The following is a 25,880-nucleotide window of genomic DNA, read 5'->3' on the forward strand; positions in this document are numbered from 1 at the left end:
GGAATGTATCAGCCCCGTACCGCAGATTACTGCAAATCCGATCCTGTCAAACGCTGGAACCTGCCCGACAGGGTCTTTTTTGCCTGCGGTGCCTGTCACATTCTCGCACACGCCTTTCTCGAACAGCACGCAACAAGCACGATGCAACCACTCTGGCTCCGGCCGTCTGAAGATTATACCGGCAACCATATCATCGTCATCTGGAACGAGTGGGCGTTTGATTATCATGGTTACAGCAAACGTACCGACCTGATCTCCCATTACTTCAAGCGAGCAAGGCAACGCTGGCCGGGATGGAACGCCGAACTTACCCTGCTACCTCGCAACGTTCTGATATCGGAGAAAAAATCAAAGGAAATCAAAGGCCTCTGGTTGCGCGAACCCGATCAGTTTTTTCACAACGCGCTGCCCCGTGCCGAACGTTATCTGGATCGATTTGGCCCACCACCCGGCACTTAATCGGCCAGGGATCGCGCGATCACCATGCGCTGGATATCGGATGTGCCCTCATAAATCTGGCAAACCCGGACATCGCGATAGATGCGTTCGACCGGGAAGTCCTTCAGATAGCCGTATCCGCCATGAATCTGAATTGCCGCCGAACAGACTTCTTCGGCAATTTCGGATGCAAACATTTTGGCCATGCAGGCCTCGGTCAAACAGGGCTTTCTATCATCGCGCAGTGCCGCGGCACGATTGACCAGCAAACGTGCCGCATCAATCTTGGTTGCCATATCGGCAAGGCGGAATGCCACCGCCTGATGTTCGATGATCTTTTTGCCGAACGTCTCGCGCTCATTGGCGTAATCGCGCGCAGCTTCGAACGCGGCGCGCGCCATGCCGACCGACTGGGCGGCAATGCCGATGCGCCCGCCCTCAAGGTTCGCAAGCGCGATCTTGTACCCCTGACCTTCTTCACCCAGCATATTTTCCGCCGGAACGCGGCATTCAACAAAGGTGATCTGGCAGGTATCCGATGCATTCTGGCCAAGCTTTTCCTCGACCCGTGACACCACATAGCCCGGCGTGTCGGTGGGTACGATAAAGGCGGAAATGCCGCGTTTACCTGCATCCGGGTCCGTCACGGCAAAGACAATCGCAACATCGCCTTCACTGCCCGATGTGATGAATTGTTTTGAACCGTTCAGAACCCAGTGATCACCGTCGCGCACGGCACGCATGCGCAGTGCACTGGCATCCGATCCAGCCTGCGGTTCGGTCAGGCAAAATGCACCGATCTTTTCGCCGCGCGCCATCGGCACCAGATATTTTTCTTTCTGATTTTCGGTGCCGAACTTCAGGATTGGCATGCAACCGACCGAATTGTGGACCGAAATGATGGTCGATGTTGCACCGTCGCCCGCAGCAATTTCTTCAAGGGCCAACGCATAGGCGACATGATCCATACCCGCCCCGCCATACTCCTCGGGTACAAGCATGCCCAAAAAGCCAAGCTCACCCAGCCCGGCAATCGCTTCGGCCGGGAAGGTATGGTGGATATCCCATTTTGCGGCATGAGGTTTGAGTTCATTTTCGGCGAACTCACGCGCGGTATCGCGCACCATGATCTGATGTTCTTCCAACCGCATGGCGGCCATCCTCCCCATTGGGCGATGCACCGGCCATGTGATCGGAACAGGTTGGAACCTATGGATCAGGCTAGCGCTTATTCTTCGCCCTGCACAAACTTGTCCTGTTGGGCATCAAAGCGCCACAGGATGCCCTCTTTCATGCCGTACCACCAACCATGCAGGTTAAGGTCACCGGCTTCGACCCGTTCCTTGATGAACGGGAAAGTCATCAAATTTCCAAGCGAGTTGCGGATCGAATGCCGGGACACCTTGTCCACATCCGGCCCGTGATGGAGGCAGCATTTCGCAATACTGACCCATTCACCGATAAAGTCACGATCAGGCACCTTGCCCGCGTCACCATGCTCGACCAGGGCCGCCATACCGCCACATCCCGAATGGCCAAGAATAACGATATCCTTGACCTTAAGATCGCGAACGGCAAATTCGATCGCCGCCGACGTCCCATGATAATTCTCGTCAGGCTCATAAGGCGGCACCAAGTTTGCCACGTTACGAACGACGAACATCTCACCCGGTTCGGCATTGGTCAGAATCGCCGGATCAACACGGGAGTCCGAACAGGCAATCAGCAGAACTTCCGGTTTTTGGCCCATATTGACCAAATCTTCTACTCGTTCAGGGCGTTGCTCGTAATACATCGCCTTGAAGCTTTTAAATCCGGCAAGCATCCGGTCGACTGTCGGTTTTGACATCACGCGAATTCCCTCATCCTCGTCAATCACTCTGGCGACAAAATAGGGTGAATTCGCGCAAGTTGGTAGCCCCAATCACTGATTTTTAGAACAACTTTAATCTAGCTCACAAAAGCTCTATCGCGACCGCAGTTGCTTCGCCACCACCAATGCAAAGTGATGCCACCCCCTTGGCTCCACCATGAGTTTTAAGTGCATGAATCAAAGTCACCAGCAGACGTGCACCGGTCGCACCAATCGGATGACCAAGCGCACAGGCACCGCCATGGATATTGACTTTGCCATGATCAAGGTCGAGATCGCGCATGGCGGCCATTGCCACCACCGCAAAGGCTTCGTTGATTTCCCAAAGGTCAACGTCGTCCTTGGACCAACCGGTTTTCGCCAACACTTTTTTGATCGAGTCAATCGGGGCGGTCGTGAACCAGCAGGGCTCTTGTGCATGGGTTGCATGTCCCATGATTTTCGCCAAAGGTTTCAAACCACGTTTTTCTGCTTCGGACTGGCGCATCATTACCATTGCCGCCGCTCCGTCCGAAATGGAGGCCGAATGAGCGGCTGTTACCGTGCCATCCTTGCGAAAGGCCGGACGCAAAGTCGGGATTTTCTCAGGCTTGGCCTTGGGGGGCTGCTCATCGGCGGAAACCGTCACATCGCCCTTGCGGGAGGTGAAAGATACCGGAGCGATTTCTGCATCAAAATGCCCCGCACTCGCCGCATTCTGCGCGCGCGTCAGGGACGTGATCGCGTAATCATCCTGCTGTTCGCGAGTAAAGCCGTATTTATCCACCGTCGCCTCGGCAAAAGTGCCCATCGAACGACCTTTTTCATAGGCATCTTCAAGCCCGTCCAGCGCCATATGGTCGTAAACCCCGGTATGTCCGTAACGCTGACCACTGCGCATATTGGGCAACAGGAACGGCGCATTGGTCATGCTTTCCATGCCACCGACAACCATGACACCGGCACTGCCTGCGCACAGAATATCATGGGCGAACATCACGGCCTTCATGCCCGATCCGCACATCTTGTTGATTGTGGTTGCACCAGCAGAACGCGGGATGCCGGCCTTCCATGCGGCCTGACGTGCCGGGGCTTGTCCCTGACCCGCGGGCAGAACGTTACCCATAATGACTTCGTCAACATCGTTAGCAGCAACCCCACCACGTTCCAATGCGGCCTTGATGGCAACCCCGCCCAGTTCGGATGCGGTAACGGTCGCGAAATCACCCTGCATGCCCCCCATCGGGGTACGGGCGCAGGAAACAATAACGATGGGATCTGAACTGTTCATGACTTTGGTCCTGTATTCCGAAGTGGGACGGGTTAAGCGGTTTCACCAAAAAGCTCGCGGCCAATCAGCATCCGGCGGATTTCGCTTGTTCCCGCACCGATTTCATAAAGCTTGGCATCTCGCAACAGGCGACCGGTCGGATATTCATTGATATAGCCATTGCCACCCAGTGTCTGAATGGCTTCTAGCGCCATCCAGGTCGCTTTTTCCGCAGCATAAAGGATCACACCGGCGGCATCCTTGCGCGATGTTTCGCCACGATCGCACGCCTTGGCGACTTCGTAAACATAGGCGCGACAGGCATTCATTGTGGTATACATGTCGGCAATCTTGCCCTGCATCAGCTGGAATTCGCCAATCGCCTTGCCAAACTGTTTGCGTTCGTGGATATAAGGCACCACCACATCCATACAGGCCCGCATGATACCGGTTGGTCCGGCGGCCAGAACGACACGCTCATAATCAAGACCACTCATCAAAACACGAACGCCACCATTCAGGTTGCCCAGAATATTTTCTTCCGGGACTTCGCAATCCTGAAACACCAACTCGCAGGTGTTGGAGCCCCGCATCCCCAGTTTATCGAGCTTCTGCGCCGTCGAGAAACCCTTGAAACCCTTTTCGATAATGAAGGCCGTAATACCTTTGGGCCCGGCATCCATATCCGTTTTGGCATAAACCACCAGCGTATCCGCATCCGGACCATTGGTGATCCACATCTTGTTCCCGTTCAGAATGAAACGGTCACCCCTTTTCTCGGCGCGCAGTTTCATCGAAACCACATCGGAACCGGACCCCGGTTCGCTCATGGCAAGCGCACCGACATGTTCACCAGTCATCAGTTTCGGAAGATACCTTGCCTTTTGCTCGGCATTGGCATTGCGCTTGATCTGATTGACGCACAGGTTCGAATGTGCACCGTATGAAAGCGCAACCGACGCCGATGCACGGCTGATTTCTTCCATGGCGATCACGTGTTCAAGATAACCAAGCCCGGTTCCGCCATCCTCTTCGGAAACAGTCATGCCGAGCAGACCGAGATCGCCAAACTTGCGCCAAAGATCGTTGGGAAACTCGTTTTTTTCATCAATTTCGGCAGCACGCGGCGCGATTTCGGCCTCGGCAAAGGATGAAACGGTTTCGCGGATCGCTTCTGCGGTCTCGCCAAGATCAAATTTCAATCCGGGAAATTCGAAAAATGCCATGGTGACTATCCTGCCCTGGAATGGAGTTCTGTTTTGTTTACGGGAACGGGGTCCGACTTAAGGCTCAGGCTGCATCGCCCAGAAGTTCAGGCGGCAGCTTCATGACTTTCAGCGTCTGAAGCGAGGTCGCGCATAAAACCGATGCACCATCCTTAACGCCGAAAACATTAATGTGCGTGACAATGATCGACCGGCCACGCGAAACAACCTCGCCAACCGCACGCAGTTCATGACCAATTCCGGGTGCGACGATATTAATCTTGTATTCGATGGTCAGCATGCCCTGATCGTCGGCAACAAGGCTCCAACCAGCAAATCCGCCCGCAATATCGGCAAGTCCCGCAATCAGGCCACCGTGGAAATATCCGTTATGCTGAATCAAGTCAGCACGCGACGGAACCACAATTTCGACCCGACCCGGCTTCACATCGGTAACTTCGGCCCCGATTGAAAGATTATAGGGCTGTTGGCGAAACCTGTGCCGAACTTCGGTATCATAGTTCGGATTTTGTGGCTCAAACTGTGCCATGTCGCGATCCTGTCCTGCCTGCCGCCATCCCGACCCGATGCCGGAAATGGCAAAGTATGACGCGACTCTGTTGTAGTTGACGTTTACGTTAACGTCAAATTAAATCCGCATCATTATACCGATTTATATTCCGGTCCTGAAACAACAATGGCGCATCCAGAATCCACCGTTGCCTAAAGGAATTTAAACACTTGGCTATTCAGGTCTGATAGCCAAGTGTTTCAGGCAACCAGGTAACCAGTTGCGGAAAAATGATAACCAGTGCCATAGCAATCGCCATCGACAACACTAGCCATAAGGTCCATGGAACAGTCCGCTCCAGCGGAATACCTGCGATACGGGATGTCACCATCAGGTTCACAGCAACCGGCGGTGTAAACTGGCCAATCGCAATATTCATCGCCATAACGACCCCGAACCATACCGGGCTCCAATCGAACGCGGCCATGATCGGCATCAAAAGAGGCAGGGTAATCAGATAGATCGAAACACCATCAAGAACCATACCGGCCAACAGCAGGAAAATCATGATCAAGGCAAGCAGGACATGCTCGTTATCTGACAAGCCAAGCAACGCTTTGGCCGCCATATCGAACGTACCAAGCGTCGCACCTGCCCACGCAAAAATCCCCGCCAGCGTCATGATCAGCATGATCACACCTGATGTCACTGCGGAATCGACCAACAGGCGATAAAGATCGCGCCACCGCATGCTACGGTATATGAAAATACCGATCAGAAGCCCATAGGCCACCGTTACCACCGCCGCCTCGGTCGGCGTAAACAGCCCCGTACGCAACCCGCCAAGAATGATCACCGGGGCAAGCAATGCCGGAATGGCCCGCACAAAGGCTGGCCCAAGCGGAATCTTGGAACCTTCCTCTGCCGCACCGAAGTTATGTTTACGAGACAGAAGCAACGCCGGAATGATGATCGCCACCCCGGCCAGGAGCCCGGGGATCATTCCGCCGGCAAACAATGCGCGCAAATCCGTCCCTGGCACGATCAGGGAATAAACGATCAAAGCAACAGACGGCGGGATCAGGATTGCGGTTGATGCCCCCGCTGCGATGATACTGGCGGAAAATTCTTTGGGATATCCTGATCGCATCATCGACGGAATCATAACCATCGCAACCGCCGCCGCATCAGCCGGTCCCGATCCGGACATTCCCCCCATCATCATGCAGACAAGCACCGCCACCACAGCCAGCCCGCCACGACGCGGCCCGACAATGGCGCTGGCAAAATCCACAAGACTTTTGGCTACCCCGGATCGTTCGAAAATCATTCCGGTCAGGATAAACAACGGAATGGCGATCAGCGGATATTTGGCAATCCCGTTATAAGTGTTGGTCCCTACCGTTGCCAACGCATAGACATCCAGTCCGAAATAAATGCCCACCACCCCCGCAAAACCAAGGGCGACCGCGATTGGCGTACCGATAAACAGCAAAATGACAAATGCTGCGATCAATGCAAGACTGGCGGTCATCATGACGGCCTCCCCGGTCGGGTTGATTGCCTTGCCGCGCGCATCACACGCCATGCCCTGATCAAAACCCGGACAAGGATCAGCGCCGCAAGCATCGGCAGCCAAACCGAATAAAGCCAGCTGGGATAACCTAGTCCTGCGGATATTTCGCCGTAATTATATTCATCAAGGGCAAAAAGTGCGCCGTAATAAACGATCATTGAAAACAGCAAGGTCGTAATCATCAGTGTGATCAACTCGGCAAGCAGACGCACGGACCTTGGAAATCTTTCAAGGAAAAACGTAATGCGGATATGTTCATTCCGGGCAAAGGCGACGGATGCCCCCAAAAGGGTCATGACCACCAGCAGGAATACTGAAAATTCCTCGGTAAAGGCAAAGGATGCATCGGTCAGGTAACGCACCACCACATTGGCAAGGCTGATCAGGCAAATCAGCCCCATCGCAAGAGCCGCAAAAGCTTCTTCGACCTTGATGCTTTTGCCTGGCGCACCGCTATCGGACATTGCGCCGGGGTCGTTTTCGCCCGGTGGTTCGGCTGAAAATTCAATCGGGATTCCGTCACGATCCGCCACGGCAGGGGCCTTTCAAACAAACAGATACACAAAACAAGCAAAAGACACCGTTCACTGCCTTAAGAACCGGCAATGAACGGCAGTATTTCATTTACCTGTTTGTCTTTTAGTTGGCGCGGTCGGCAATCGATTTTTCGGCCATATCAACCAGATCAGCACCGATACGATCTTTCCACTTGCGATAAACCTCGCGGGTGGCATCGACAAATTTCTGGCGCTGTTCATCGGTCAGTTCGGTGATCTCTGCACCGCGCGCCTTCAGATCCTCGATCAGGGACTGGTCGTCTGCCGTTGTCCCCTTTCGTGCCAGTTCAATGCCATAGGCACCTGCATCAATTGCCGCCTGTTTGACAATTTCCTGATCCTCCGGGGTGAATGACTCCCATACCCGTTCATTGGATGCAAAGATCAGCGGATCAGCAACATAGTGCCACAATGTCACATAGGTCTGACCGGCCGTATCCATTTTGGCGGCATCATAAACGTTCAACGGGTTCTCCTGTCCGTCAACAGCCCCCGTTGTCAGGGCCGGCTTGGCATCCGCCCAGCTCATCTGCGTCGGGTTGGCCCCAAGGGCGGTAAAAGTATCGTTATAAAGCGGCGACCCGACCACACGCATTTTAAGACCGTCAAGGTCTGCGGGTTCAGAAATCGCATGCTTGGAGTTGGTCACTTCACGGAAGCCGTTCTCCGACCAGCCAAGCGGCACAATACCCTGACGCCGGACCGCCTCAAAAATCTGTTCACCCACCGGCCCCCGGGTCAGGGCATCCATCGCAGCATAATCGGGCATCAGGAACGGCAGGGAAAAGAGATTCAGTTCCTTCACCTGCGGAGACCAGTTGATCGTCGACCCCACCGCCATATCAATAATGCCCTGACGCATTGCGGTGAATTCCTTCGTCTGGTCACCGGCCACCAGCTGCGCATTCGGGTAAACTTTCAGATTAATACGGCCATCGGTGCGCTCGGCCACCAGTTCAGCCCATTTTTCCGCAGCCTCCCCCCACGGGAAGGGCGACCCCAGAACGGTCGAAACCTTGTATTCCGATTTGTAATCGTTTGCATAGGCAGTCGCAGACATCGACAGAGCCGCGCCAAAAGCAAGCGCGGAGAGCACTTTTACAAATTTCATGATTTCCGTCCTCCCGGAATGATTTGTTTCTTTTAGGAAATTAAGTTTCCCTGAGGACCGAATTTAATATGACTTATGTCTCGATAACAACCTTGAAGGCCCGGATTTTGCGGAATTCACCACAAAATAAATCCCCAGCTTATATTCCGAACCAACTATCCCGACATAACCAGAAAACCACACTGCCACTTTGGATGAGATATGCCAAACCTAGTTGGTTCCTGCCCCCCATCGGGCGATATTGGCATTCATCATTTCGTCAACCACTTTGCCGGTCACCAAAGTGAAAAGCGCCTGCGCGATACGTCCGCGCATCTCACCGGTATTGCAAGGCGATCTGTGCGACATTGTCAGATACAGGTCCTCCTCGCTGACTGGCGTATCGTAGCTTTGAATATCCTTGATATTCTCGCGTGCAGCAAAAGCCTTGCCGGGAAATTCCTCATAGATCAGATATTCGGCCCGATCACGTTCAAGCATGCGAAGCCCCTGCTCAAGGCTTGGTACTTCACGTATTGTCAGGTTTTCTGCGGCATAGCTATCAAACTCCTGGCCAAAGCTGTTATTGATTACAGTCAAGCCTTCAAGCCCACGCAAGTCTTCCCAGCGGCCATAGTCGATATCGATATTATCCTTGGTCCAGATTACCGTCCGGGTGCCCAGAAAGGCAGGATAGAAATAGTCCATGTATTCAAGACGTGGCAGCGTGAAAAATGCGCCGGCAATCAAATCGATACTGCCTTCGCGCATGTTTTGCTGCACGCGCCCCCAACTGCCGGTATTGACCACCTCGATTTCAACACCGGCAACCTCACCGACACGCATCAGAAAATCCGCTGCCGCTCCGATCAGGTGATTGCTGCCATCATTGGCTGGCCAAAGATAGGGGGGATAATCCGGATTGCCCGACGCGAGAAGCCGGGTGCAATCACGGTCGCCTCCGGTTCCGGGTATTTGATACCCGGCGGCTTCATCAGCGTGCGCAATTCCTGTCGCCAGAATGGCCGCAACACAAACAGTTGCAGCACACCGTGCCCGGGTAACCAATTGCATGTCTACCACTCTCCAACAGCATCATCGAACGCACAACGTCGATTGTTTTACGATGTAATGTAGGAAGGCACTTTGACATATTCATCGTCGGGTACGCGTTTTTCGGCACATTGCCGCAACGTTTCCCCAACCGCAGGATAGCATAAAAAAAGAAGCCCCCAATGAATGAGGGCTTCCTTTCGATATTTTCAGGTTTTCAGGCCGAGCGACGTTTCATGCCCTGATTGCCACCACGGCCTTCGCTACGAACGCCTTCGGCGCGACGCGGACGATCACTGAAGTCACGACCACGCGTATCGCGATCACGATTTTTGAAACCACGTTCGCCTCGCGGCTTGTCAGCAAAACGACGCTCGCCATCACGAGCCGGTACAGCACCTTCGCCCCGCGGGCGGAAGTTGGTACCACGATCAGAACGTTCCGTACGATCATTGCGTTCGGTACGTTCTGCACGATCCGGTCGCTGATCGGCTGCTGCGCGATCAAAACGCGGCTTACGATCAAAACGGTCACCACCACGATCATTACGGTCACCACGTGCCGGACGATCACCACGCGGCTGATCGGACTGGCCAAAACGACGACCGCCTTCGCGATCACCTTCGAAACGGCGCGCACCATCACGCGCGCCATCACGACCACCGGCAAAACCACCGCGACCGCCACGGCCGGCATCGCGACCACCGTCACGACCGCCACCGAAACCGCCACGACCACGACCGCCATCACGGGCGCCGCCAAATCCGCCGCGACCACCACGGGCACCATCACGACCGCCGCCGCCCGACGAACGGGCCGGAGGAGCCGAATGGAATTCATGATCTTCGTCGATCTCGACCTGCTGGCCGATCACGCGTTCGATATTGCGAAGATGACGAACGTCGCGCGGTTCGCAGAACGAAATCGCAATACCTTCGGCACTGCCACGACCGGTACGGCCAATGCGGTGAACATAGTTTTCCGGATCGGTCGGCAAATCATAGTTGATGACATGCGTAATACCCGGAACGTCGATGCCGCGCGCAGCAACGTCGGTTGCAATCAGAACCGGGAACTGGCCATTACGGAAATTCCGCAGGATTTTCTGACGGATGCGCTGCTGTTTGTCGCCATGAATGGCATCGGTATCGACACCTTCATCGCGCAGCTGGAACGACAGCTCATCCGCATCGGCTTTGGTTTTGGTGAAAACCAGAACGCGTTCGCTTTCCTGACGTTTCAGCAACTGAACCAGAAGCGAGGTCTTGTCGTGACGTTTCACAAACATGCCACGCTGGGTTACACGCTCGGTAACGCTCGACTGCGGTGCAGTTTCAACCTTGACCGGATTATTCAGCAGACGGTCGGTGAGATGTTTGACAGCTGGCGGCATGGTTGCCGAGAACATCACCGTCTGGTGATCACGCGGCAGCACTTCGGCAACGGTCAGAACGTCCTCCGAGAAGCCCATATCGAGCATACGGTCGGCTTCATCAAGGACGAAAACTTCGATATCGTCGAAGCGGATGGTGTTACGCGACATATGGTCAAGCAGACGACCCGGGGTCGCCACCAGGATGTCAACGCCACGGCGGAGTTCCTGAATCTGCGGACCCATCGGCGAGCCACCATAAACAACAGATGAAAACAGGCGAATGCCTTTTTTGAAATCACGCAGACACTGACCGATCTGGTTCACCAATTCACGCGTCGGTGCCAGAATAAGCGCGCGCGGCTGGCCCGGTGCCGGGCGTTTCGGGTTTTCAGCAAGACGCTGCAGCAGCGGCAGGCAGAATGCAGCGGTTTTACCACCGCCCGTCTGGGAAATACCCATCAGGTCACGACCTTCAAGCAAAGCCGGAATGGTTTTTGCCTGAATCTCGGTCGGTGCGGTGAAACCCGAAGCTTCAACGTTGCGCAGCAGGGGCTCGATAAGGTTGAGCCCGTCAAAATTAGTCATAAAGGAAAGTCCTTCAATATCCGGTCGGCGCCATGTTCGCGCCATGATTTGCCAGCTCGACAGCAATAGCGACCGGTGTACAGCAAAAATTGCCGCAGCCACGGACCCTGCATGAGAGGCATATGATGAGGCCATGACGTCATCACGTCATAGCCGCCCTCGCCTTTTCACACAGTTCCTGACAGCTCAATCTGCCCTACAAGCGAAGGAATGGAGCGGGTAATACAGGTGTGCCGAAAGAAAGTCAATCAATCCCTGCGCCGGGCAGCCATGCAAAAACGCATTTTCCGTTCCCATATGTAACGTCGAATTAATCTATCGATATCAAATTTGTGTGCATTATCGGTCGGTTAAACTCACACTCAAGGGGACGGACAATGCGGTTTCGGGTTGTTACGGGGATTTTCTCAATTCCGGCGATCTGCCTGCTGACGCTGATCGCGATTATCGCAACGGTGGCACTGAATTATCAAAGCAGCCTGCGAAACGGGAAGTTCGAACAGATCGAACACCTGACCGAAGGCGCAGTTACTATCGTTAACTCATATATTGCCAAGGTCGAATCTGGCGAAATGGATGAAAATGCCGCCAAGACCGAGGTTCTGGCTCTTCTGAATGCCTATCGTTTCGATGGCGAGAACTATATCTACGCCTCCGATTACGGCCATTGCATGGTTCTCGATCCGCTCAGCCCCGATGATGTTGGAAAATGCAATCCCGACAGCAAGGTCCGCCAAATGATCGTCAGCACCGCCAAGGCAGGTGGTGGCGTCATTACCTATGAAACCAAAAAGCCGGGCATGGGTGAAACACTGGTCGAAAAAGCCGCCTATGTCCGCCCGATTCCAGGCTGGAACTGGGCACTTGGTGCTGGCGTCTACATGGATGACGTTAGCGCAGAATTTCAGTCTGTGATGCAAAGGATTGCAATCATTTCCGTAATTGCAATCGTCATCGCAGGCATCCTGTCCTGGTTTGTCGGAACCCGCATTACCAAAAGCATCGTCGGGCTGAACCGTTCGATTGCAACGATTGCCGAAGGCAATTATCAGGCACCGGTCGATACAGAGTCCAACTTTACCGAAATCGGGGACATGGCATCGGGCGTACTTGCGCTGCGCGATAAATCGGCACAGGCCCAGCAACTTGAAAAAGATGCCGCGTTCCAGAAACAAAAAGCCGAAGAAGAACGTCGCACCAATATTCGCAATATCGCGCAGAAACTCGAAAGCGAAGTCGGCGGGATTGCCGGTGCGCTCGACCAGTCGGTCAAACGCAGTAGCGAACTTGCAATCAATATGTCGCACAACGCCGAGGGCATCCTTGATCAAAGCCAGCAGGTTGCATCTGCTGCCGGATCGGTTTCGCAGAATGTTGACGCGGTTGCCGCCGCAACCGAGGAACTTTCTTCCTCAATCACGGAAATCAACGTTCAGATTACCCAGATGTCGAATACTGTCGAACGCGCAACCCATGAAAGCCAAAGCGCGTCCGACGATGTTGGCGGCCTGTCCGAAGCCGTCGACAAGATCAAGGAAATCGTCAGCCTGATCAACGACATCGCAGGTCAGACCAACCTTCTGGCTCTGAACGCCACCATCGAGGCCGCCCGCGCGGGCGATGCCGGCAAGGGCTTTGCCGTTGTCGCAAGCGAGGTCAAAAACCTTGCCACCCAAACCGGACGCGCGACCGAGGAAATTGCAGCCCAGATCAATGGCATTGTTGAAGGCACCGAGCGGGCTGTTACCGGCATTTCGCGAGTGTCCGAAACCATTGATCAGGTTCGTTCGGCGTCAACTGCGATCGCAGCAGCAATCGAGGAACAGGGCGCCGCAACCCAGGAAATCGCTGGCAACGCCAATCGCAGTGCGGATGGTGTAAAACAGATTTCCTATAGTGTCGATCAAACCATGAAAAACGCCCAAAGCACGACGACCCATGCGGGCGATCTGCGCAATGCGTCCGAAGAACTGTCATCGCGTTCGTCGGAACTGACCCAGATCATTCACCGCTTCTCGAACGATCTGATCAAGCAAGCTGAGAACTGATTCCTGCGAAGAAAATAGCCTCAAACAAAACGATGAGACTTAAGCAAAACGGGTCATTTCCTGCGAAATGGCTCGTTTTCTTTATCGAAATGGATCTAAGCCGATCTATTCGGCGGGAAGGTCATTTTCCCGACGGAAGGAATGAGACGGATAGACACCCAAAATCCGGACCTCGTGCGAGAAGAACTGAAGTTCTTCAAGCGCATGGCGCAGGCCAAGCTGTTCTGGATGGGCTTCGACCTCGGCAAAGAACTGGGTCGCGGTGAAATGCCCCTCGACCATATAGCTTTCAAGCTTGGTCATGTTGATCCCATTGGTCGCAAAACCGCCAAGCGCCTTGTAAAGGGCCGCCGCAACGTTACGGACGCGGAAGACAAAGCTTGTCACTACCGGCGTGCCGTCATTGGCGATATCAAGCGGCTCGCGCGCCAGAATGATGAATCGGGTCGTATTATGCGCCGCATCCTCGACCTCGGTACGGAGCACATCAAGACCATAAATCTCTGCTGCCAGAACCGGGGCAATCGCCGCGATGCTTTTATCGCCCAGATCGGCTACTTCCTTTGCGCAACCTGCCGTATCTGGCCCCACAACCGTATTTACGCCAAGTTCCTTGCGGATTTTGCGACATTGTCCCAGTGCATGAACGTGGCTGCGGATTTCCTTGATGTCGGAAATTTTGGCACCTGGAACCGCGACCAATGCATGGTTGATGCGCAGGAATGTCTCGCCAATGATATGCACGCCCGAGTCCGGCAAAAGGTGATGCACATCGGCGACACGCCCGGCCAGCGTGTTATCAATCGGAATAACCGCCAACTCGACATCACCGTCATGCAATGCACTAAAGGCACCTTCAAACGTCCGGTACGGCACCGTCGTTGCACCCGGAAAGGCGCGACGGGCAGCCTGGTCGGAGTAGGCACCGTGCATTCCCTGAAAAGCGATCCGTTGTTGGGCAGTCATCTGGTTGTTTCCTGATAGTTAAAGAAGATTTCCATGTTTTGCCGACAGTTTGACCGCAGGCAAGACTTAGGAAAGCCTAATTACGCGCCCAAAACAAGTCGGGCGCGTTCAAGGTCTTCGGGTGTATCGACCCCCAGCGGCACACCGTCAACCAGTGCAACCGCAATCACCATACCGTTTTCAAGTGCGCGCAACTGCTCAAGCTTTTCGCGCTTTTCAAGCTCTGCCGGGGGCAAGCCGACAAACCGGTCAAGTGCCGCCCGACGATAGGTATAAAGACCTATGTGATGATAAAGTGGGCCGTCGCCGTGGGGTGCTGTCGCGCGTGTAAAATAAAGCGCGCGCGCAACGCGCGACCCACCGAATGCTGCAACCGCCTTAACGACATTCGGATTGGTACGTTCTTCCTCACGCGTGATTTCGGACGCCAGAGTCGCAATATCGACATCCGGATCAGCAAGCGGATCAAAAACCGCACGAATGTCGGCTGCATCAATCGTCGGCAAATCGCCCTGAACATTGACCACAGCATCGTATTTACCATCGGGATCAAAGCTTTGCAGTGCCCGATGCACCCGATCCGATCCGCTTGGCAGGTCCGGATCGGTCAAAACCGCGATTCCACCTGCCACCGTAATAGCATTGGCGATTTCCTGTTCTGCACAGGCTACGATCACCGGCCCGATTCCCGCCTCGGTCGCGCGGCGCCAGACGTGTACAATCATCGGCTCACCATGAATATCGGCCAACGGTTTGTTCGGCAGGCGCGTGGAAGCCATGCGGGCTGGAATAACGACAACGGGATTGCGCGGCGTAGACATAGGGGCCTCCGGTCTGGCTCAAATCCTGCTTTGATCTTGCGCAAAGCACGCGCATTACGACCCATGCAAGAAACAATGGCTTGAATCGGCGGGACAATAGCCGGTTTTGGAGATATTGCGAAAGCCGGAATTGAATATGACGAAGGTCTATCTCGTCTGTTTTCGCCTTTGTGTTTAAGAAAGGTTGATGCAAATCTCTGAAACGTATAGTTTTCCCTCCGACCGGTCTGACCTGCTGTCGCATGCGCGTTCTTGTGATCTTTAAGAGCGTTTTGGGGGCGCATGGGTCAGCTGTTAAAAAAGAAACCTGAGAGTGATTAGGCTGTAGGGATCCCGTCATGAACACGATGGAAATCAACAAGATCGTCGCCGGTGTTATCTGTGCTGTGCTTTTGGTCATAGTTGTTGGCAAGGTCGGCAGTGCCCTCGTGCACCCCGAAGAACTGGAAACACCCGTTTATCCATTCTCCGAAGACCTGATGGCTGGCGCAAATGTTCCGGCCGCCGCACCGGCAGAGCCGGCCGGACCGGAACCGATTCTGGCAATGCTGGCATCGGCTGACCTGTCCGAAGGCGAGAAAGTCTTCAAAAAATGCGCATCCTGCCATGACGCAGAAAAAGGTGGTCCGAACAAAACCGGCCCGAACCTTTATGGCATTGTTGGCAATAACTTCGCCCACAAGGATGACTTCGCCTATTCTGCGAGTATGGCCGACCATGGCGGCACCTGGGGCTGGGAAGAGTTGAACGAGTTCCTGTATGCACCGCGTGGCTATGTCGATGGCACGAAAATGGCATTCGGCGGCCTGAAAAAGGCCCAAGATCGTGCAGACGTGATCGCATGGCTGAACAGCAAGTCGGATAATCCGCTGCCATATCCGGATCCGGCCGAAGCCGCCCCGGAAGGTGAAAACACCGATGCTGCAGCAGACGCACCGGCCGAGTCAGCTGAATCCACCGATACTCCGGCTGATGAAGTCCCCGCAGAAGGATCTGCCGATGAAGGTTCTGCGGAAAACGGCGATGCAGGCGAACCCGCAGCCGAAGGTGAAGCACCGGCTCAATAAAGGAGCCGGAAATTTCACCAGATAATCGATTGATTTTTTGCAGGGGACAGGTAACTGTCCCCTGTTTTCTTTTGCCACTTCTTTTAGCGTCGCGGCAGCCTATCGTTTCAAGCAGGGATGCAATTTCATGGAAAATCTCGACCACTTTCTGGAGATCGCCCAAAAGCTGGCCGATGCCGCCCGTCCGGTCGTCCGCCAGTATTACCGCACCCCTGTTGCCGTGGACGTCAAGGCCGATGCCAGCCCGGTCACCATTGCCGACCGCGAAGTCGAAACCGCGATGCGTGCGATCCTGACCGCCGAACTGCCCGAGCACGGAATTCTTGGCGAAGAGCATGGTCGCCACAATATTGATGCCGATTTTGTCTGGGTCCTTGATCCGATTGACGGCACCAAGTCGTTCATCGCGGGCAAGCCAAGTTTTGCGACACTCATTGCCCTGTGTCACAAAGGTGTTCCCGTTCTTGGCATTATTGATCAGGCCATCACCAATGAACGCTGGGTCGGAGTTATCGGACGCCCCAGCACGATGAATGGTGACGAAATCACTGCCCGCGAATGCGAAACGCTTGATGCTGCCACCTTCTTTACCACGGCACCGGAACTATTCGACACCGATGCATCGGAACGCGCCTACAAGACCGTTTCGGACAAGTGCCGTCAGCCGATGTATGGCGTTGATGCCTATGCCTATGGACTGGTTGCTCTCGGTTTTGCAGATACCGTGGTTGAATGCGGGCTGCAGGCCTATGATTTTTGTGCGCTCGTCCCGGTCGTCGAAGGTGCGGGCGGCGTTATGACCGACTGGCAAGGCAAACCACTTACAATTTTCAGCAATGGGGAAGTCATCGCCAGTGGGGATGCCCGTTGCCACCACGATGTTCTGACCTCTGTCCGAGCCGCAATCGCCTGATTAAGGATAACGGCCTGCTATCCTGCTGCCCTTGACGTTTGGTGTTTACCGCAGTTTGCGGCAATATACCTGTTAAACTAATCAGTTAGGCCATATCATGTTCGAATGGGTCATCATCCTTTTTCTGGGATCGGGGCTGCTTTACGGACTGCAATCACGCAGACTGCAACGGCGCAATATATCGTCGCCCATGATGATGGTTTTGACCGGGGCGTTGATTGCTGTACCGCTTGGTATATGGCACGAGGCACCGCTGGCCCTATTTGCCGATCGTATCCCTTTCGCCACCAGCTTTTCCGAAATGACACTGGCGATCATCCTGTTTCTGGATGCAGCTGTCCTTGACTACCGCAAGGAAAAACCAGCCATCCGGCTTGCCAACCGGTTGCTGCTGGTGGGATTGCCACTGACCATTGGCGTGACATGGGCCTTTATCATTGGGCTGCACCCTTCCATCGGGGTTCTTCCAGCTCTGATACTCGCCTTGATTGTCAGCCCGACAGATGCGGCCTTGGGCCGCCCTGTGATGGAAAACAAATCGGTTCCCGATCCGGTCAGGCAGGGCATCAATATCGAAAGCGGTCTAAATGACGGGTTAGTTTTGCCAACATTCACAGCCGTCGTATTGCTCGAAGCCGATCTTGTCGGTGAAGGCAGCAACAATTGGCTGTCCGAGGCGATGATCGAAATTTCCGTCGGGGCCGGGGTCGGGCTTCTGACCGGCTATGTCATCGGCCAGATCGTCAATCACGCGGTTACCACCAACACCATCCTTGACCGGTTCGAACGCCTGCTTGGCGTGCTTTCAGCACTTTTCATCTTCTTCCTGTCTGAAAAGCTCGGAGGGAACGGCTTTGTCGCGGCCTTTGCAGGCGGTCTTGCCTTGAACATATCCTCGAAAAAGGTCCGCGAAACCATCGAAAGCTTTGGCGAAGCGGAATCAGAACTACTTACCATGCTGACCTTCTTCATTTTCGGTCTGGTGGTTATCCCGGCTGTGTATCAGCTTTGGACATGGGAGATGCTGATCTTCTCAATTGTCAGCCTCGCGATCCTGCGCCCGATTTGCGTCTGGATTTGTATGATCGGCAGCCCCTACAGTCTGGCGGAAAAACTCTATATCGGCTGGTTTGGTCCACGCGGCATCGCGTCGGTTATTTACCTGCTGATCATGATCACCATGATCGATCCGAAGGGCTACGAATCCTTGATTGCCACCGCCGTCATGATTGTCGCCATCAGCGTAACCGCACATGGCCTGTCGGCTGTCCCGCTTTCAAATATGCTGGTGCATCACCTTGCAAAAAAAGGCGCCCGGTCCTGAGGATATCCCAGCCGGGCGCAAGTTTTGGTTTGCAGTAAGAGAGCTCTGGATGAAGTGTAAAATCCAGAGGGCCCGGCTACCAATCCGGACCAAGGACCTTTGCTCCTGAATGCGAAGGCCCGGCATCGTCATCCTTCCCAACCGGTTGGAAACGAAGGGTGACGAATTCGATTATCAACGTTCGGTCAGCGCCAACCGGACACCAAGCGCTATAAACATCCCGCCAAGCGAACGTTGGAGCCAGATACCAAACAATCCGTTACCCCGAAGGCGGGTCGCGGCAAATCCGATGGCAAATACCACGACTGTCTCGACACAAAAACCGATGACATTCACCAGGGTACCAAGCACCAGAAACTGGACAGCCCCATCCCCCGCCGCCGGGTCAACAAACTGGGGCAGAAACGCCATAAAGAAAATCGCGACTTTGGGATTAAGGACATCGATCATCGCGCCCTGACGCCATGCGTGAAAGGCTGTCATGGTGCGTATCGGAGACCGCTTTACCGCAGATATTCCAGACACTACATCATCCGGAACTCGCTTGGCAAAACTGCTGCGCAAGACACCAATCCCCAGCCACACCAGATACGCCACCCCGACCCATTTCAACACCGAGAATGCCAGTGCCGATGTCGCCAGAATGGCCGAAAGCCCAAGGGCTGCAGCAACCACATGGACAAACGCACCGGAACAAACGCCAAGACTGGAAAACACCCCGATCTTGCGGCCATGGATCGCGGTCTGGGCACTGATATAAGCCAGATCCGGCCCAGGCGAGATATTGAGCAACAGGGCAGAAATCAGAAACGGCGTGTACTGAATCAGAAGATCAGCCATCACGCATCGACCTCCAGACAATAATAAACCAGATCAATCGCAAGCGGCTTTGTCCCGGCCTCGATCAGCATGGAATGGATCTGTCCGCGATGGTGTGTCTGATGATTGAACATATGCGCCAGAACTATTTCGCGCGGCAATGTATAGGCCCCGGCCAGCATGGATTGATATGTCAGATCGCTTGCCAGCGTTTCCGGATCAAGCTGCTCGGTAAAGGCGATGATCCTGGCATCCTGCGCCTCGCGGGCGATACGGAATTCGGCAAAATCGGCGTGAAGAATACTATCAAGCGCCAAACGTTCGGGCGTCCCAGCCAAACGTCCCAGCCACAAACGATCCGCGACCAGAAGATGGTTCAGCGTCTTGATCATTGACGGAAAGAAGGCCACACGCGGTGCTTCAAGCTCCCCGGCAGCAAGACAGGCACATGCATCCAGAACATGCTGGTTTGCCCAACTGTTGTAGCGGGCCATCCGTTGAAAATAGGCAACACCGTTCATCGCATTTCATCCGTCATCATTTCGGCACAACACCTGTCATCTCGAAAGCCTTATCTGACCTTTGCCTCGCAGGGTGTTGTTGCCGGTTTTACGCCTGTTTTCTGTATCGCAACGACCGCCGGTTTGGGCATCCGCTTGGTCAGGATAACGATATTACCTAGCAACGTCAGGCCGACACCCAGAACGATATTGCTGTCCCAGACAAATCCTTCAAACCAGGTCGACAGCAAAAGTGCCACCACCGGAAACATGACGGAACTGTATGCCGCACGATCCGGGCCGATCTTGCCCAGAAGTGTCAGATAGGAACCAAACGCCAAAACCGAGCCGAACAGGGAAAGGTAAAGCAGCGCCGCAACGAAGGACGGGCTGGTGTCAAAGGTGAAGGGGATACCGGTAGCAAGGATGTATCCGATCAACAGCAACGAGCCATACATCATCCCGTAGGCATTCGCCTGCAAGACCGGAATACCGCGCGCCTGATTGCGTGCCGATGCCATATTGCCAAGGGATGCTATGTAGCTGCCCGCAAGCGAAACCAGCAAACCAACGCTGCCACCTGCCGCCAGATCAAACGTTGCCAGATCCCGTACAAACACCAGCGAAATTCCGCCAAGCCCGATTGCCGCCCCGATCAATGTCCGGGTTTCCGGCCGTCGTTTGAAAAAGATCGCACCATTAATCATGTTCATGATGACAATGGTCGAAAACACCACTGCCAAAAGACCCGACGTCAAATGGGCGCTGGCGATATAAATCAGCACATAATTCAATGAAAACAGGCACACGCCAAGGGCGGCCATGAACACATGATCACGCAGGGAATAACGCATCGGCAAACGGCGGAGAACACACCATGCCATCAGAATTACTGCCGCCAGAACAAAACGATAGGCAACAGCCAGTTCCGGCCCGACCGAAAGCTGATACTGGATCGCGATCCAGGTGCTTCCCCAGATCAGAACAACAACGCTATATAATCCAAGCGGGCCCATGGTGGCACTCCAACGAAATCAATCGTTGGAATTTAGGGCAGTTTGCGCCATTCGCACAAACCAGCAAAACTCATCTATCCATTAGATAAACTAATTAATATACAAACCCGTACTCAGGATTTGTCATGCTTTTCCGCTTCTGCCCTCTCCGGCTCGACGTCATCACCGCCACCGTCATTGGCAGCCTCGTCAATGCCCGACATTTCCTCGACGGGCTCTTTGACGTCATCGGTATCAAAAACATCATCACCGCGTTTCTTGCGCATTTTTTCGCGCAGGCGACGACGCTGCCATTCCTTCCAGATCGCCAGCAATTCTGTCCGCGAATGGAACATCGGTAGATGACGTTTCGGTTTGACCGGTTTCTGTTCAACCGCCATGCCGACCTCGACAATTTCGTGCGTATCATCGATTCGACGAACAATCAGTTCAACCATGCCATAGGCAACCCGGTCGCCCGGTTCGATATCGCCCGAAAGGTTGCGCTCCAGGATTTCGGCAACAGTCGCTTCCTCATCCTCGTCCTTGACCACAAATCCATACAAACGGCCAAGATCGGCAATGCGTGTATCAGGCGGGAAACTGAAATCACCAAACAAATCTACGTCATTCGCACCCTCGGCCGGTCCGGCAAACAACTGGTCAAGCAGTTCGACGTGACGCGGCGGAGTGATGATATAGACCTGATCTCCCCCCTCGATCCTCCCCGCACTATGCGGGCGAAGCGATTTGCCATCGCGTAAAATCAGGCTCGGCCTTGCCCAGCGCGGGATACGCTGCCCGGTTGCCACCGGACTTTCGGTATGAACCCGGTAAACGACAATTTCCTGATTGGCATTGCCCGGCAATTCAAGGTCGATACGGTCTACAGGCCCGTGCCGAGGCGGAATCATAATGCCCAGCCAGCGCGCCATCAGCCGGATCGTCCAGCCCTGCAGCAAAAGCGACGTGATCACGACAATAAAGGCCGTGTTAAACAAAAGCTGCCCGTATTCGACTCCCTCGACCATCGGCACAATGGCAAGAAGGATCGACACCGCCCCGCGTAAGCCGACCCACGAAATAAACGCTGTATCGTTGCGCGAAAAATTGAAAAACATCAGGCAAAGCCACACCGCCACCGGGCGTGCAATAAACACCAGCACAAGGGCAAGTATCACCCCGGGAATAATGACTTCACCAAATTGCGACGGTGTCGCCAGCAAGCCCATCGTGACAAACATTGCGATTTGCGCCAGCCATGTCGTGACGTGCTGGAACCTGCGCACACCGACACTCATGCGCATCTGGCTGTTCCCGGCATAAAGGCCGGCAACATAAACCGCCAAAAATCCGCTGCCGCCAACGATACTGGTTGCGCCAAAAAGGCTCAGCGCACAGGCAAGGGTAACAATGGGAACCAAGGCGGGCTCAAGTTTGACCCGGTTGATCATCTGAACGATGGCCATACCACCCAGAAGACCCAGAACACCACCAACCCCGATTTGCAGAACAAACCTTTCAAGCAGTTCAAGCGCCAGATTATCCCCGCCACCCTGCATGATCAGTTCGACCAGCGAAATGGTCAGGAACACCGCCATGGGGTCGTTCGAGCCGGACTCCACTTCCAGCGTACTGCGTGTGCGATCACGCAAATTTATTCCGCCAACCCGCAACAGGAAAAACACTGCGGCCGCGTCCGTCGAACTGACAATCGCCCCGAAAAGCAAAGCCACCAGCCACGGCACATCAAGCACGAGCCACGCAATCCCACCAACCACCCCCGTGGTTAGCATCACGCCCACCGTCGCCAGCACAAGCGACGGTGCTGCAGCAATCTTCAATGTTCGAAGCTGGGTTTCAAATCCGCTGTCAAACAGGATCATCGCAAGTGCGATCGAGCCGATGAAATAGGCCAGCGGCGCATTATCGAAATTGATGCCGCCAATCCCGTCCTCGCCGGCACCAAGGCCGACAAACAGGAACACAAGCAGCAAGGGAGCACCAACCCGGAAACTGATCAGGCTGGTAAAAACGGCAACGACAACCAGAACCGATGCAATCAGGATCACCAGATTCATCGATTCAATCATCTTTGCACCTCCATACAGCTTGTTGTTTCGGGTTCAAACGGGCAATACAGCCATCTCTTCCCGTCGAGAATGTTTCTACGACAGGAAAGTTTGGAATGCGTTACCTTCACGCATAAACGCAAGGATGCGTTAAAGCGCCCAAAGGCGGCATTCTTGCGGCAAAATTGCCGGAAATTCGGTCAAATATCAGGCAAATGAAATCATATCTGCCTGCAGCCCATATTCCAGCGCGACCGATCAACTTTCGCCATCACTTGCTGCCGGAACAAAACCGGTTTCCTTGGCAGTCGACAGGGCAATTTCCGGTATAACCTCGACCACACCGGGGACTTCCTTGATCGTATCGGTCACAAAGCTTTCAAGGTGTGCTGTATCGCGCAACCGCAATTTCAACAGGAAATCAAACCGCCCGGTCATGTGATGACATTCAAGAACCTCGTCCGACTTGATCAGCGATTTGACCAGCTTCTTGTTTCCTTTGGCCGGATCGGTCCGTAACCAAACCATCGCGGTAAGCGCGCGACCGATGGCATTTCCGTCCACTTCAACGCGGTACGCCTTGATCACGCCCTGTTCGCGCAATTTGCGGACACGGTCATTCACGGCCGAAACCGAAAGGCCGACCTTCGTTCCCAGCGCTGAATAAGACAAAGACGCGTCATTCTGCAAGATGTCGATCAATTTGCGATCAATGGCATCCATAAAACATCCCCCTGAAGAATTTTTATCAATATCAGACGATATTACACGAAAACTGTGTCCACGCGAAACTTTCGACCCGCTGCATCGCAGACATGGCAGGACTAATTCACGTATCAAGGCTGGATTTTTTACAAAATCGGTCTTATTCGTTGATGATCATGCACTTTTTTCGTGTCTCTCCGGATGATGATGCGCTTCGCGGCGCGCTGTTGATGACCGGTGCCGCAATTTGTTTTGCGGCGATGGCGGTGCTTATTCGCTATATCACGCGCGACGTTCATCCGTTCGAAGCGGCTTTTTTCCGAAATCTGTTCGGTCTGATCCCGATGATCCCCTGGATGCTGCGCGAACGGCTTGTCGGCCTGCGCACGCTGAAACTTAAACTGCATTTCATCCGGGCGGTGATCGGGCTTTGCGGCATGCTGTGCCTGTTTTCGGCCTTGGCAATCGCCCCCGCCGCCCAGGTCATCGCGATCAATTTCACCGTGCCGATCCTCACCACCATCCTCGCCGCCCTGATCCTGCATGAAACCGTCCGGGCACGCCGCTGGACCGCTGTGGCTCTTGGGTTTGCAGGCGCAATGATCATTGTCCGCCCGATTGGTCAAACCCTTGAAACCGGCGCCATTCTCGCCCTCCTGGCGACCTTGTTCACCGCGTTTGCCGTTACCACGGTAAAAATGCTTTCGCGCAGTGAAAGTGCCAATGCCATCGTCACGTGGATGGGCATGATCATGACACCGTTATCGCTGATCCCGGCATTATTCTATTGGCAAAACCCGACGCTGATGCAATTGGCCGTCCTGCTGCTTATCGCCATTTTGGCAACCGCCGGGCAGCAACTTTTTGTCCGGGCCAACCGGGCGGCCGATCAATCCTATGTCATGGCATTCGATTTCCTGCGCCTGCCGTTTGTCGCCGCCCTTGCTTTCATCATGTTTGGCGAAACGGTCGATTTATGGACATGGGCGGGGGCATCGCTCATTATCGGATCAACCCTTTATATCGCCCGGCGCGAGGCCGCTCTGGCCAAGCGGGAAAAACGCCGCCGCCGGATGCCGACAACCGCCGCTGCAGACTCGCAGGCCATCCCGGCCACCAAGGCCAAAACCATCAATCCGCCAGAAGATCCGCCGGAGAGCAAAACAGGCTCCCGCCATGCGTAAATGGTTCGACGCTCTGCCTCCCTATCTTCAGGCATCGGTTTTCGGTGTAATCGCATCGCTTATGGCCGCCCTGTTTTCGGTAATTGTGCGCATGGCGACCCGCGAAATCGATCCGTTGCAGGCCGTTTTCTTCCGCAATTTCTTTGGCCTGATTTTCATTGCCCCAATCGCACTCGGGGCCGGGATCACACAACTGAAAACCCGGCGCATGCCAATGTTTTTGTTGCGCGCCCTGCTGTCGGTGGGCGCGATGAGCTTCTGGTTCTCCGCCCTTGCCTATATGCCACTGGCCGAGGCAACCACACTGAACTTTACCGTCCCGTTATTCGGTACTGTTCTGGCTGCGATCTTTTTGGGTGAGGCCGTTCGGAAATACCGCGTTGCCGCCCTTTTGGCTGGTTTTATCGGTGTCATCATCATCATCCGCCCCGGCAGCGAAACCATGCAGTTGGCAAGCTTGCTGCCGATTGCTGCGGCCCTTTGCATGGCAAGTGCCGGATTGACGATCAAGTCCCTGGCCAGAACCGAAAACAGCACCACCATCGTACTTTACATGATGCTGCTAACCACGCCGCTAACACTGGTGCCCGCCCTTTTCGTCTGGCGAACGCCAAGCCTGGAAGTTTTGGGGCTGATGGCGCTCGGTGCTTTCATCGCCAACATTACCCAGATTTGTAACACCAATGCATTTCGCATCTACGATTACAGCTTTGTCGTCGGATTTAACTATCTGCGCCTGCCGTTTGTCGTCGTCATCGCATTGGTGATGTTTGGCGAAGTCCCGGAAATCTGGCTTCTACCCGGTGCTGGCCTGATTATCGGATCGGCGCTATTCATTGCGCGGCGCGAAGCCAAACTTGCCAAAGAAGCCAAACGAATCAATCGCAGCCCATCACCCGCGGCAAGTGATCTTGACCCGCCACCTGCACGCGACAATCACTGACCGACCACTCA

24 protein-coding genes are annotated in these 25,880 nt (G+C 54.4%); 7 read left to right on the forward strand and 17 right to left on the reverse strand.

The window, feature by feature from the left end:
* The first annotated feature begins 3 nt into the window (after positions 1-3).
* Complete coding sequence (locus LG297_RS18685; RefSeq protein WP_404422951.1) at positions 4-459, forward strand: hypothetical protein; 456 nt, start codon at positions 4-6, stop codon at positions 457-459.
* Here the strand turns inward: LG297_RS18685 and LG297_RS18690 are convergent.
* The 10 genes from LG297_RS18690 to LG297_RS18735 all read right to left on the reverse strand — a co-directional run bounded on the left by LG297_RS18690 (position 456) and on the right by LG297_RS18735 (position 11,512).
* Positions 456-1,589 carry an acyl-CoA dehydrogenase gene (locus LG297_RS18690; RefSeq protein ID WP_404422953.1) on the reverse strand — a complete coding sequence of 378 codons (1,134 nt, stop codon included), beginning with the start codon at positions 1,587-1,589 and terminating at the stop codon, positions 456-458. The genes LG297_RS18685 and LG297_RS18690 overlap by 4 nt on opposite strands.
* A gap of 77 nt (positions 1,590-1,666) precedes the next feature.
* Positions 1,667-2,287 (reverse strand): carbonic anhydrase, encoded by a 621-nt coding sequence (locus LG297_RS18695; RefSeq protein WP_404422955.1) that lies wholly within the window; start codon positions 2,285-2,287, stop codon positions 1,667-1,669.
* Between the two features lie 106 nt (positions 2,288-2,393).
* A complete protein-coding gene (locus tag LG297_RS18700; protein WP_404422957.1) occupies positions 2,394-3,581 on the reverse strand; it encodes an acetyl-CoA C-acyltransferase in 1,188 nt (395 codons plus the stop codon).
* Positions 3,582-3,613: 32 nt separating this feature from the next.
* Positions 3,614-4,786 (reverse strand): isovaleryl-CoA dehydrogenase, encoded by a 1,173-nt coding sequence (locus tag LG297_RS18705; RefSeq protein ID WP_404422959.1) that lies wholly within the window; start codon positions 4,784-4,786, stop codon positions 3,614-3,616.
* A 64-nt stretch (positions 4,787-4,850) separates the two neighbouring features.
* The gene (locus tag LG297_RS18710) at positions 4,851-5,315 is read right to left on the reverse strand and encodes a PaaI family thioesterase (RefSeq protein WP_404422961.1); all 465 of its coding nucleotides are present in this window, start codon (positions 5,313-5,315) and stop codon (positions 4,851-4,853) included.
* A 199-nt stretch (positions 5,316-5,514) separates the two neighbouring features.
* On the reverse strand, positions 5,515-6,813 hold the full coding sequence (locus tag LG297_RS18715; RefSeq protein ID WP_404422963.1) for a TRAP transporter large permease: 1,299 nt from the start codon (positions 6,811-6,813) through the stop codon (positions 5,515-5,517).
* Positions 6,810-7,385 carry a TRAP transporter small permease gene (locus tag LG297_RS18720; protein WP_404422965.1) on the reverse strand — a complete coding sequence of 192 codons (576 nt, stop codon included), beginning with the start codon at positions 7,383-7,385 and terminating at the stop codon, positions 6,810-6,812. Before LG297_RS18720 ends, LG297_RS18715 begins: the two co-directional genes overlap by 4 nt.
* A 106-nt stretch (positions 7,386-7,491) precedes the next feature.
* The gene (locus LG297_RS18725; protein ID WP_404422967.1) at positions 7,492-8,520 is read right to left on the reverse strand and encodes a DctP family TRAP transporter solute-binding subunit; all 1,029 of its coding nucleotides are present in this window, start codon (positions 8,518-8,520) and stop codon (positions 7,492-7,494) included.
* 210 nt (positions 8,521-8,730) lie between these two features.
* Positions 8,731-9,573, reverse strand: a complete 843-nt coding sequence (locus LG297_RS18730; protein WP_404422969.1) for a substrate-binding periplasmic protein — start codon at positions 9,571-9,573, stop codon at positions 8,731-8,733.
* A gap of 196 nt (positions 9,574-9,769) precedes the next feature.
* Complete coding sequence (locus LG297_RS18735) at positions 9,770-11,512, reverse strand: DEAD/DEAH box helicase (RefSeq protein ID WP_404422971.1); 1,743 nt, start codon at positions 11,510-11,512, stop codon at positions 9,770-9,772.
* Between the two features lie 377 nt (positions 11,513-11,889).
* Here LG297_RS18735 and LG297_RS18740 point away from each other — a divergent pair, with 377 nt between their 5' ends.
* Entirely contained in the window at positions 11,890-13,560 is a 1,671-nt protein-coding gene (locus tag LG297_RS18740) for a methyl-accepting chemotaxis protein (protein WP_404422973.1), read from the forward strand.
* Between the two features lie 105 nt (positions 13,561-13,665).
* Here LG297_RS18740 and LG297_RS18745 read toward each other — a convergent pair whose 3' ends face one another.
* Together LG297_RS18745 and LG297_RS18750 are read right to left on the reverse strand one after the other, a co-directional pair.
* On the reverse strand, positions 13,666-14,526 hold the full coding sequence (locus LG297_RS18745) for a prephenate dehydratase (protein WP_404422975.1): 861 nt from the start codon (positions 14,524-14,526) through the stop codon (positions 13,666-13,668).
* An 80-nt stretch (positions 14,527-14,606) separates the two neighbouring features.
* The gene (locus LG297_RS18750; RefSeq protein ID WP_404422977.1) at positions 14,607-15,347 is read right to left on the reverse strand and encodes a 3-deoxy-manno-octulosonate cytidylyltransferase; all 741 of its coding nucleotides are present in this window, start codon (positions 15,345-15,347) and stop codon (positions 14,607-14,609) included.
* 338 nt (positions 15,348-15,685) lie between these two features.
* Here LG297_RS18750 and LG297_RS18755 point away from each other — a divergent pair, with 338 nt between their 5' ends.
* The 3 genes from LG297_RS18755 to LG297_RS18765 all read left to right on the forward strand — a co-directional run bounded on the left by LG297_RS18755 (position 15,686) and on the right by LG297_RS18765 (position 18,651).
* Positions 15,686-16,414 carry a c-type cytochrome gene (locus LG297_RS18755; RefSeq protein ID WP_404422979.1) on the forward strand — a complete coding sequence of 243 codons (729 nt, stop codon included), beginning with the start codon at positions 15,686-15,688 and terminating at the stop codon, positions 16,412-16,414.
* Positions 16,415-16,541: 127 nt separating this feature from the next.
* Positions 16,542-17,327: a histidinol-phosphatase gene (gene hisN, locus LG297_RS18760; RefSeq protein WP_404422981.1), complete on the forward strand. Its 786-nt coding sequence runs from the start codon at positions 16,542-16,544 to the stop codon at positions 17,325-17,327.
* 97 nt (positions 17,328-17,424) lie between these two features.
* Entirely contained in the window at positions 17,425-18,651 is a 1,227-nt protein-coding gene (locus tag LG297_RS18765) for a cation:proton antiporter (RefSeq protein WP_404422983.1), read from the forward strand.
* 174 nt (positions 18,652-18,825) lie between these two features.
* Here LG297_RS18765 and LG297_RS18770 read toward each other — a convergent pair whose 3' ends face one another.
* The 5 genes from LG297_RS18770 to LG297_RS18790 all read right to left on the reverse strand — a co-directional run bounded on the left by LG297_RS18770 (position 18,826) and on the right by LG297_RS18790 (position 23,760).
* Positions 18,826-19,491, reverse strand: coding sequence for a LysE family translocator (locus tag LG297_RS18770; protein WP_404422985.1), 666 nt, complete (start codon positions 19,489-19,491; stop codon positions 18,826-18,828).
* Positions 19,491-19,991, reverse strand: a complete 501-nt coding sequence (locus LG297_RS18775; protein ID WP_404422987.1) for a DinB family protein — start codon at positions 19,989-19,991, stop codon at positions 19,491-19,493. Before LG297_RS18775 ends, LG297_RS18770 begins: the two co-directional genes overlap by 1 nt.
* A 50-nt stretch (positions 19,992-20,041) precedes the next feature.
* On the reverse strand, positions 20,042-20,986 hold the full coding sequence (locus LG297_RS18780; protein WP_404422989.1) for a DMT family transporter: 945 nt from the start codon (positions 20,984-20,986) through the stop codon (positions 20,042-20,044).
* A 113-nt stretch (positions 20,987-21,099) separates the two neighbouring features.
* Positions 21,100-23,058, reverse strand: a complete 1,959-nt coding sequence (locus LG297_RS18785; RefSeq protein ID WP_404422991.1) for a potassium/proton antiporter — start codon at positions 23,056-23,058, stop codon at positions 21,100-21,102.
* Between the two features lie 237 nt (positions 23,059-23,295).
* Entirely contained in the window at positions 23,296-23,760 is a 465-nt protein-coding gene (locus LG297_RS18790; RefSeq protein ID WP_404422993.1) for an Lrp/AsnC family transcriptional regulator, read from the reverse strand.
* A 158-nt stretch (positions 23,761-23,918) separates the two neighbouring features.
* Here LG297_RS18790 and LG297_RS18795 point away from each other — a divergent pair, with 158 nt between their 5' ends.
* A complete protein-coding gene (locus LG297_RS18795; protein WP_404422995.1) occupies positions 23,919-24,926 on the forward strand; it encodes a DMT family transporter in 1,008 nt (335 codons plus the stop codon).
* Positions 24,919-25,869, forward strand: a complete 951-nt coding sequence (locus LG297_RS18800; RefSeq protein ID WP_404422997.1) for a DMT family transporter — start codon at positions 24,919-24,921, stop codon at positions 25,867-25,869. Before LG297_RS18795 ends, LG297_RS18800 begins: the two co-directional genes overlap by 8 nt.
* Positions 25,870-25,880: the final 11 nt, after the last annotated feature.

Origin of the sequence: Thalassospira australica (assembly GCF_044790785.1) — a bacterium.
In the GTDB taxonomy this organism is placed as follows: domain Bacteria; phylum Pseudomonadota; class Alphaproteobacteria; order Rhodospirillales; family Thalassospiraceae; genus Thalassospira; species Thalassospira australica_A.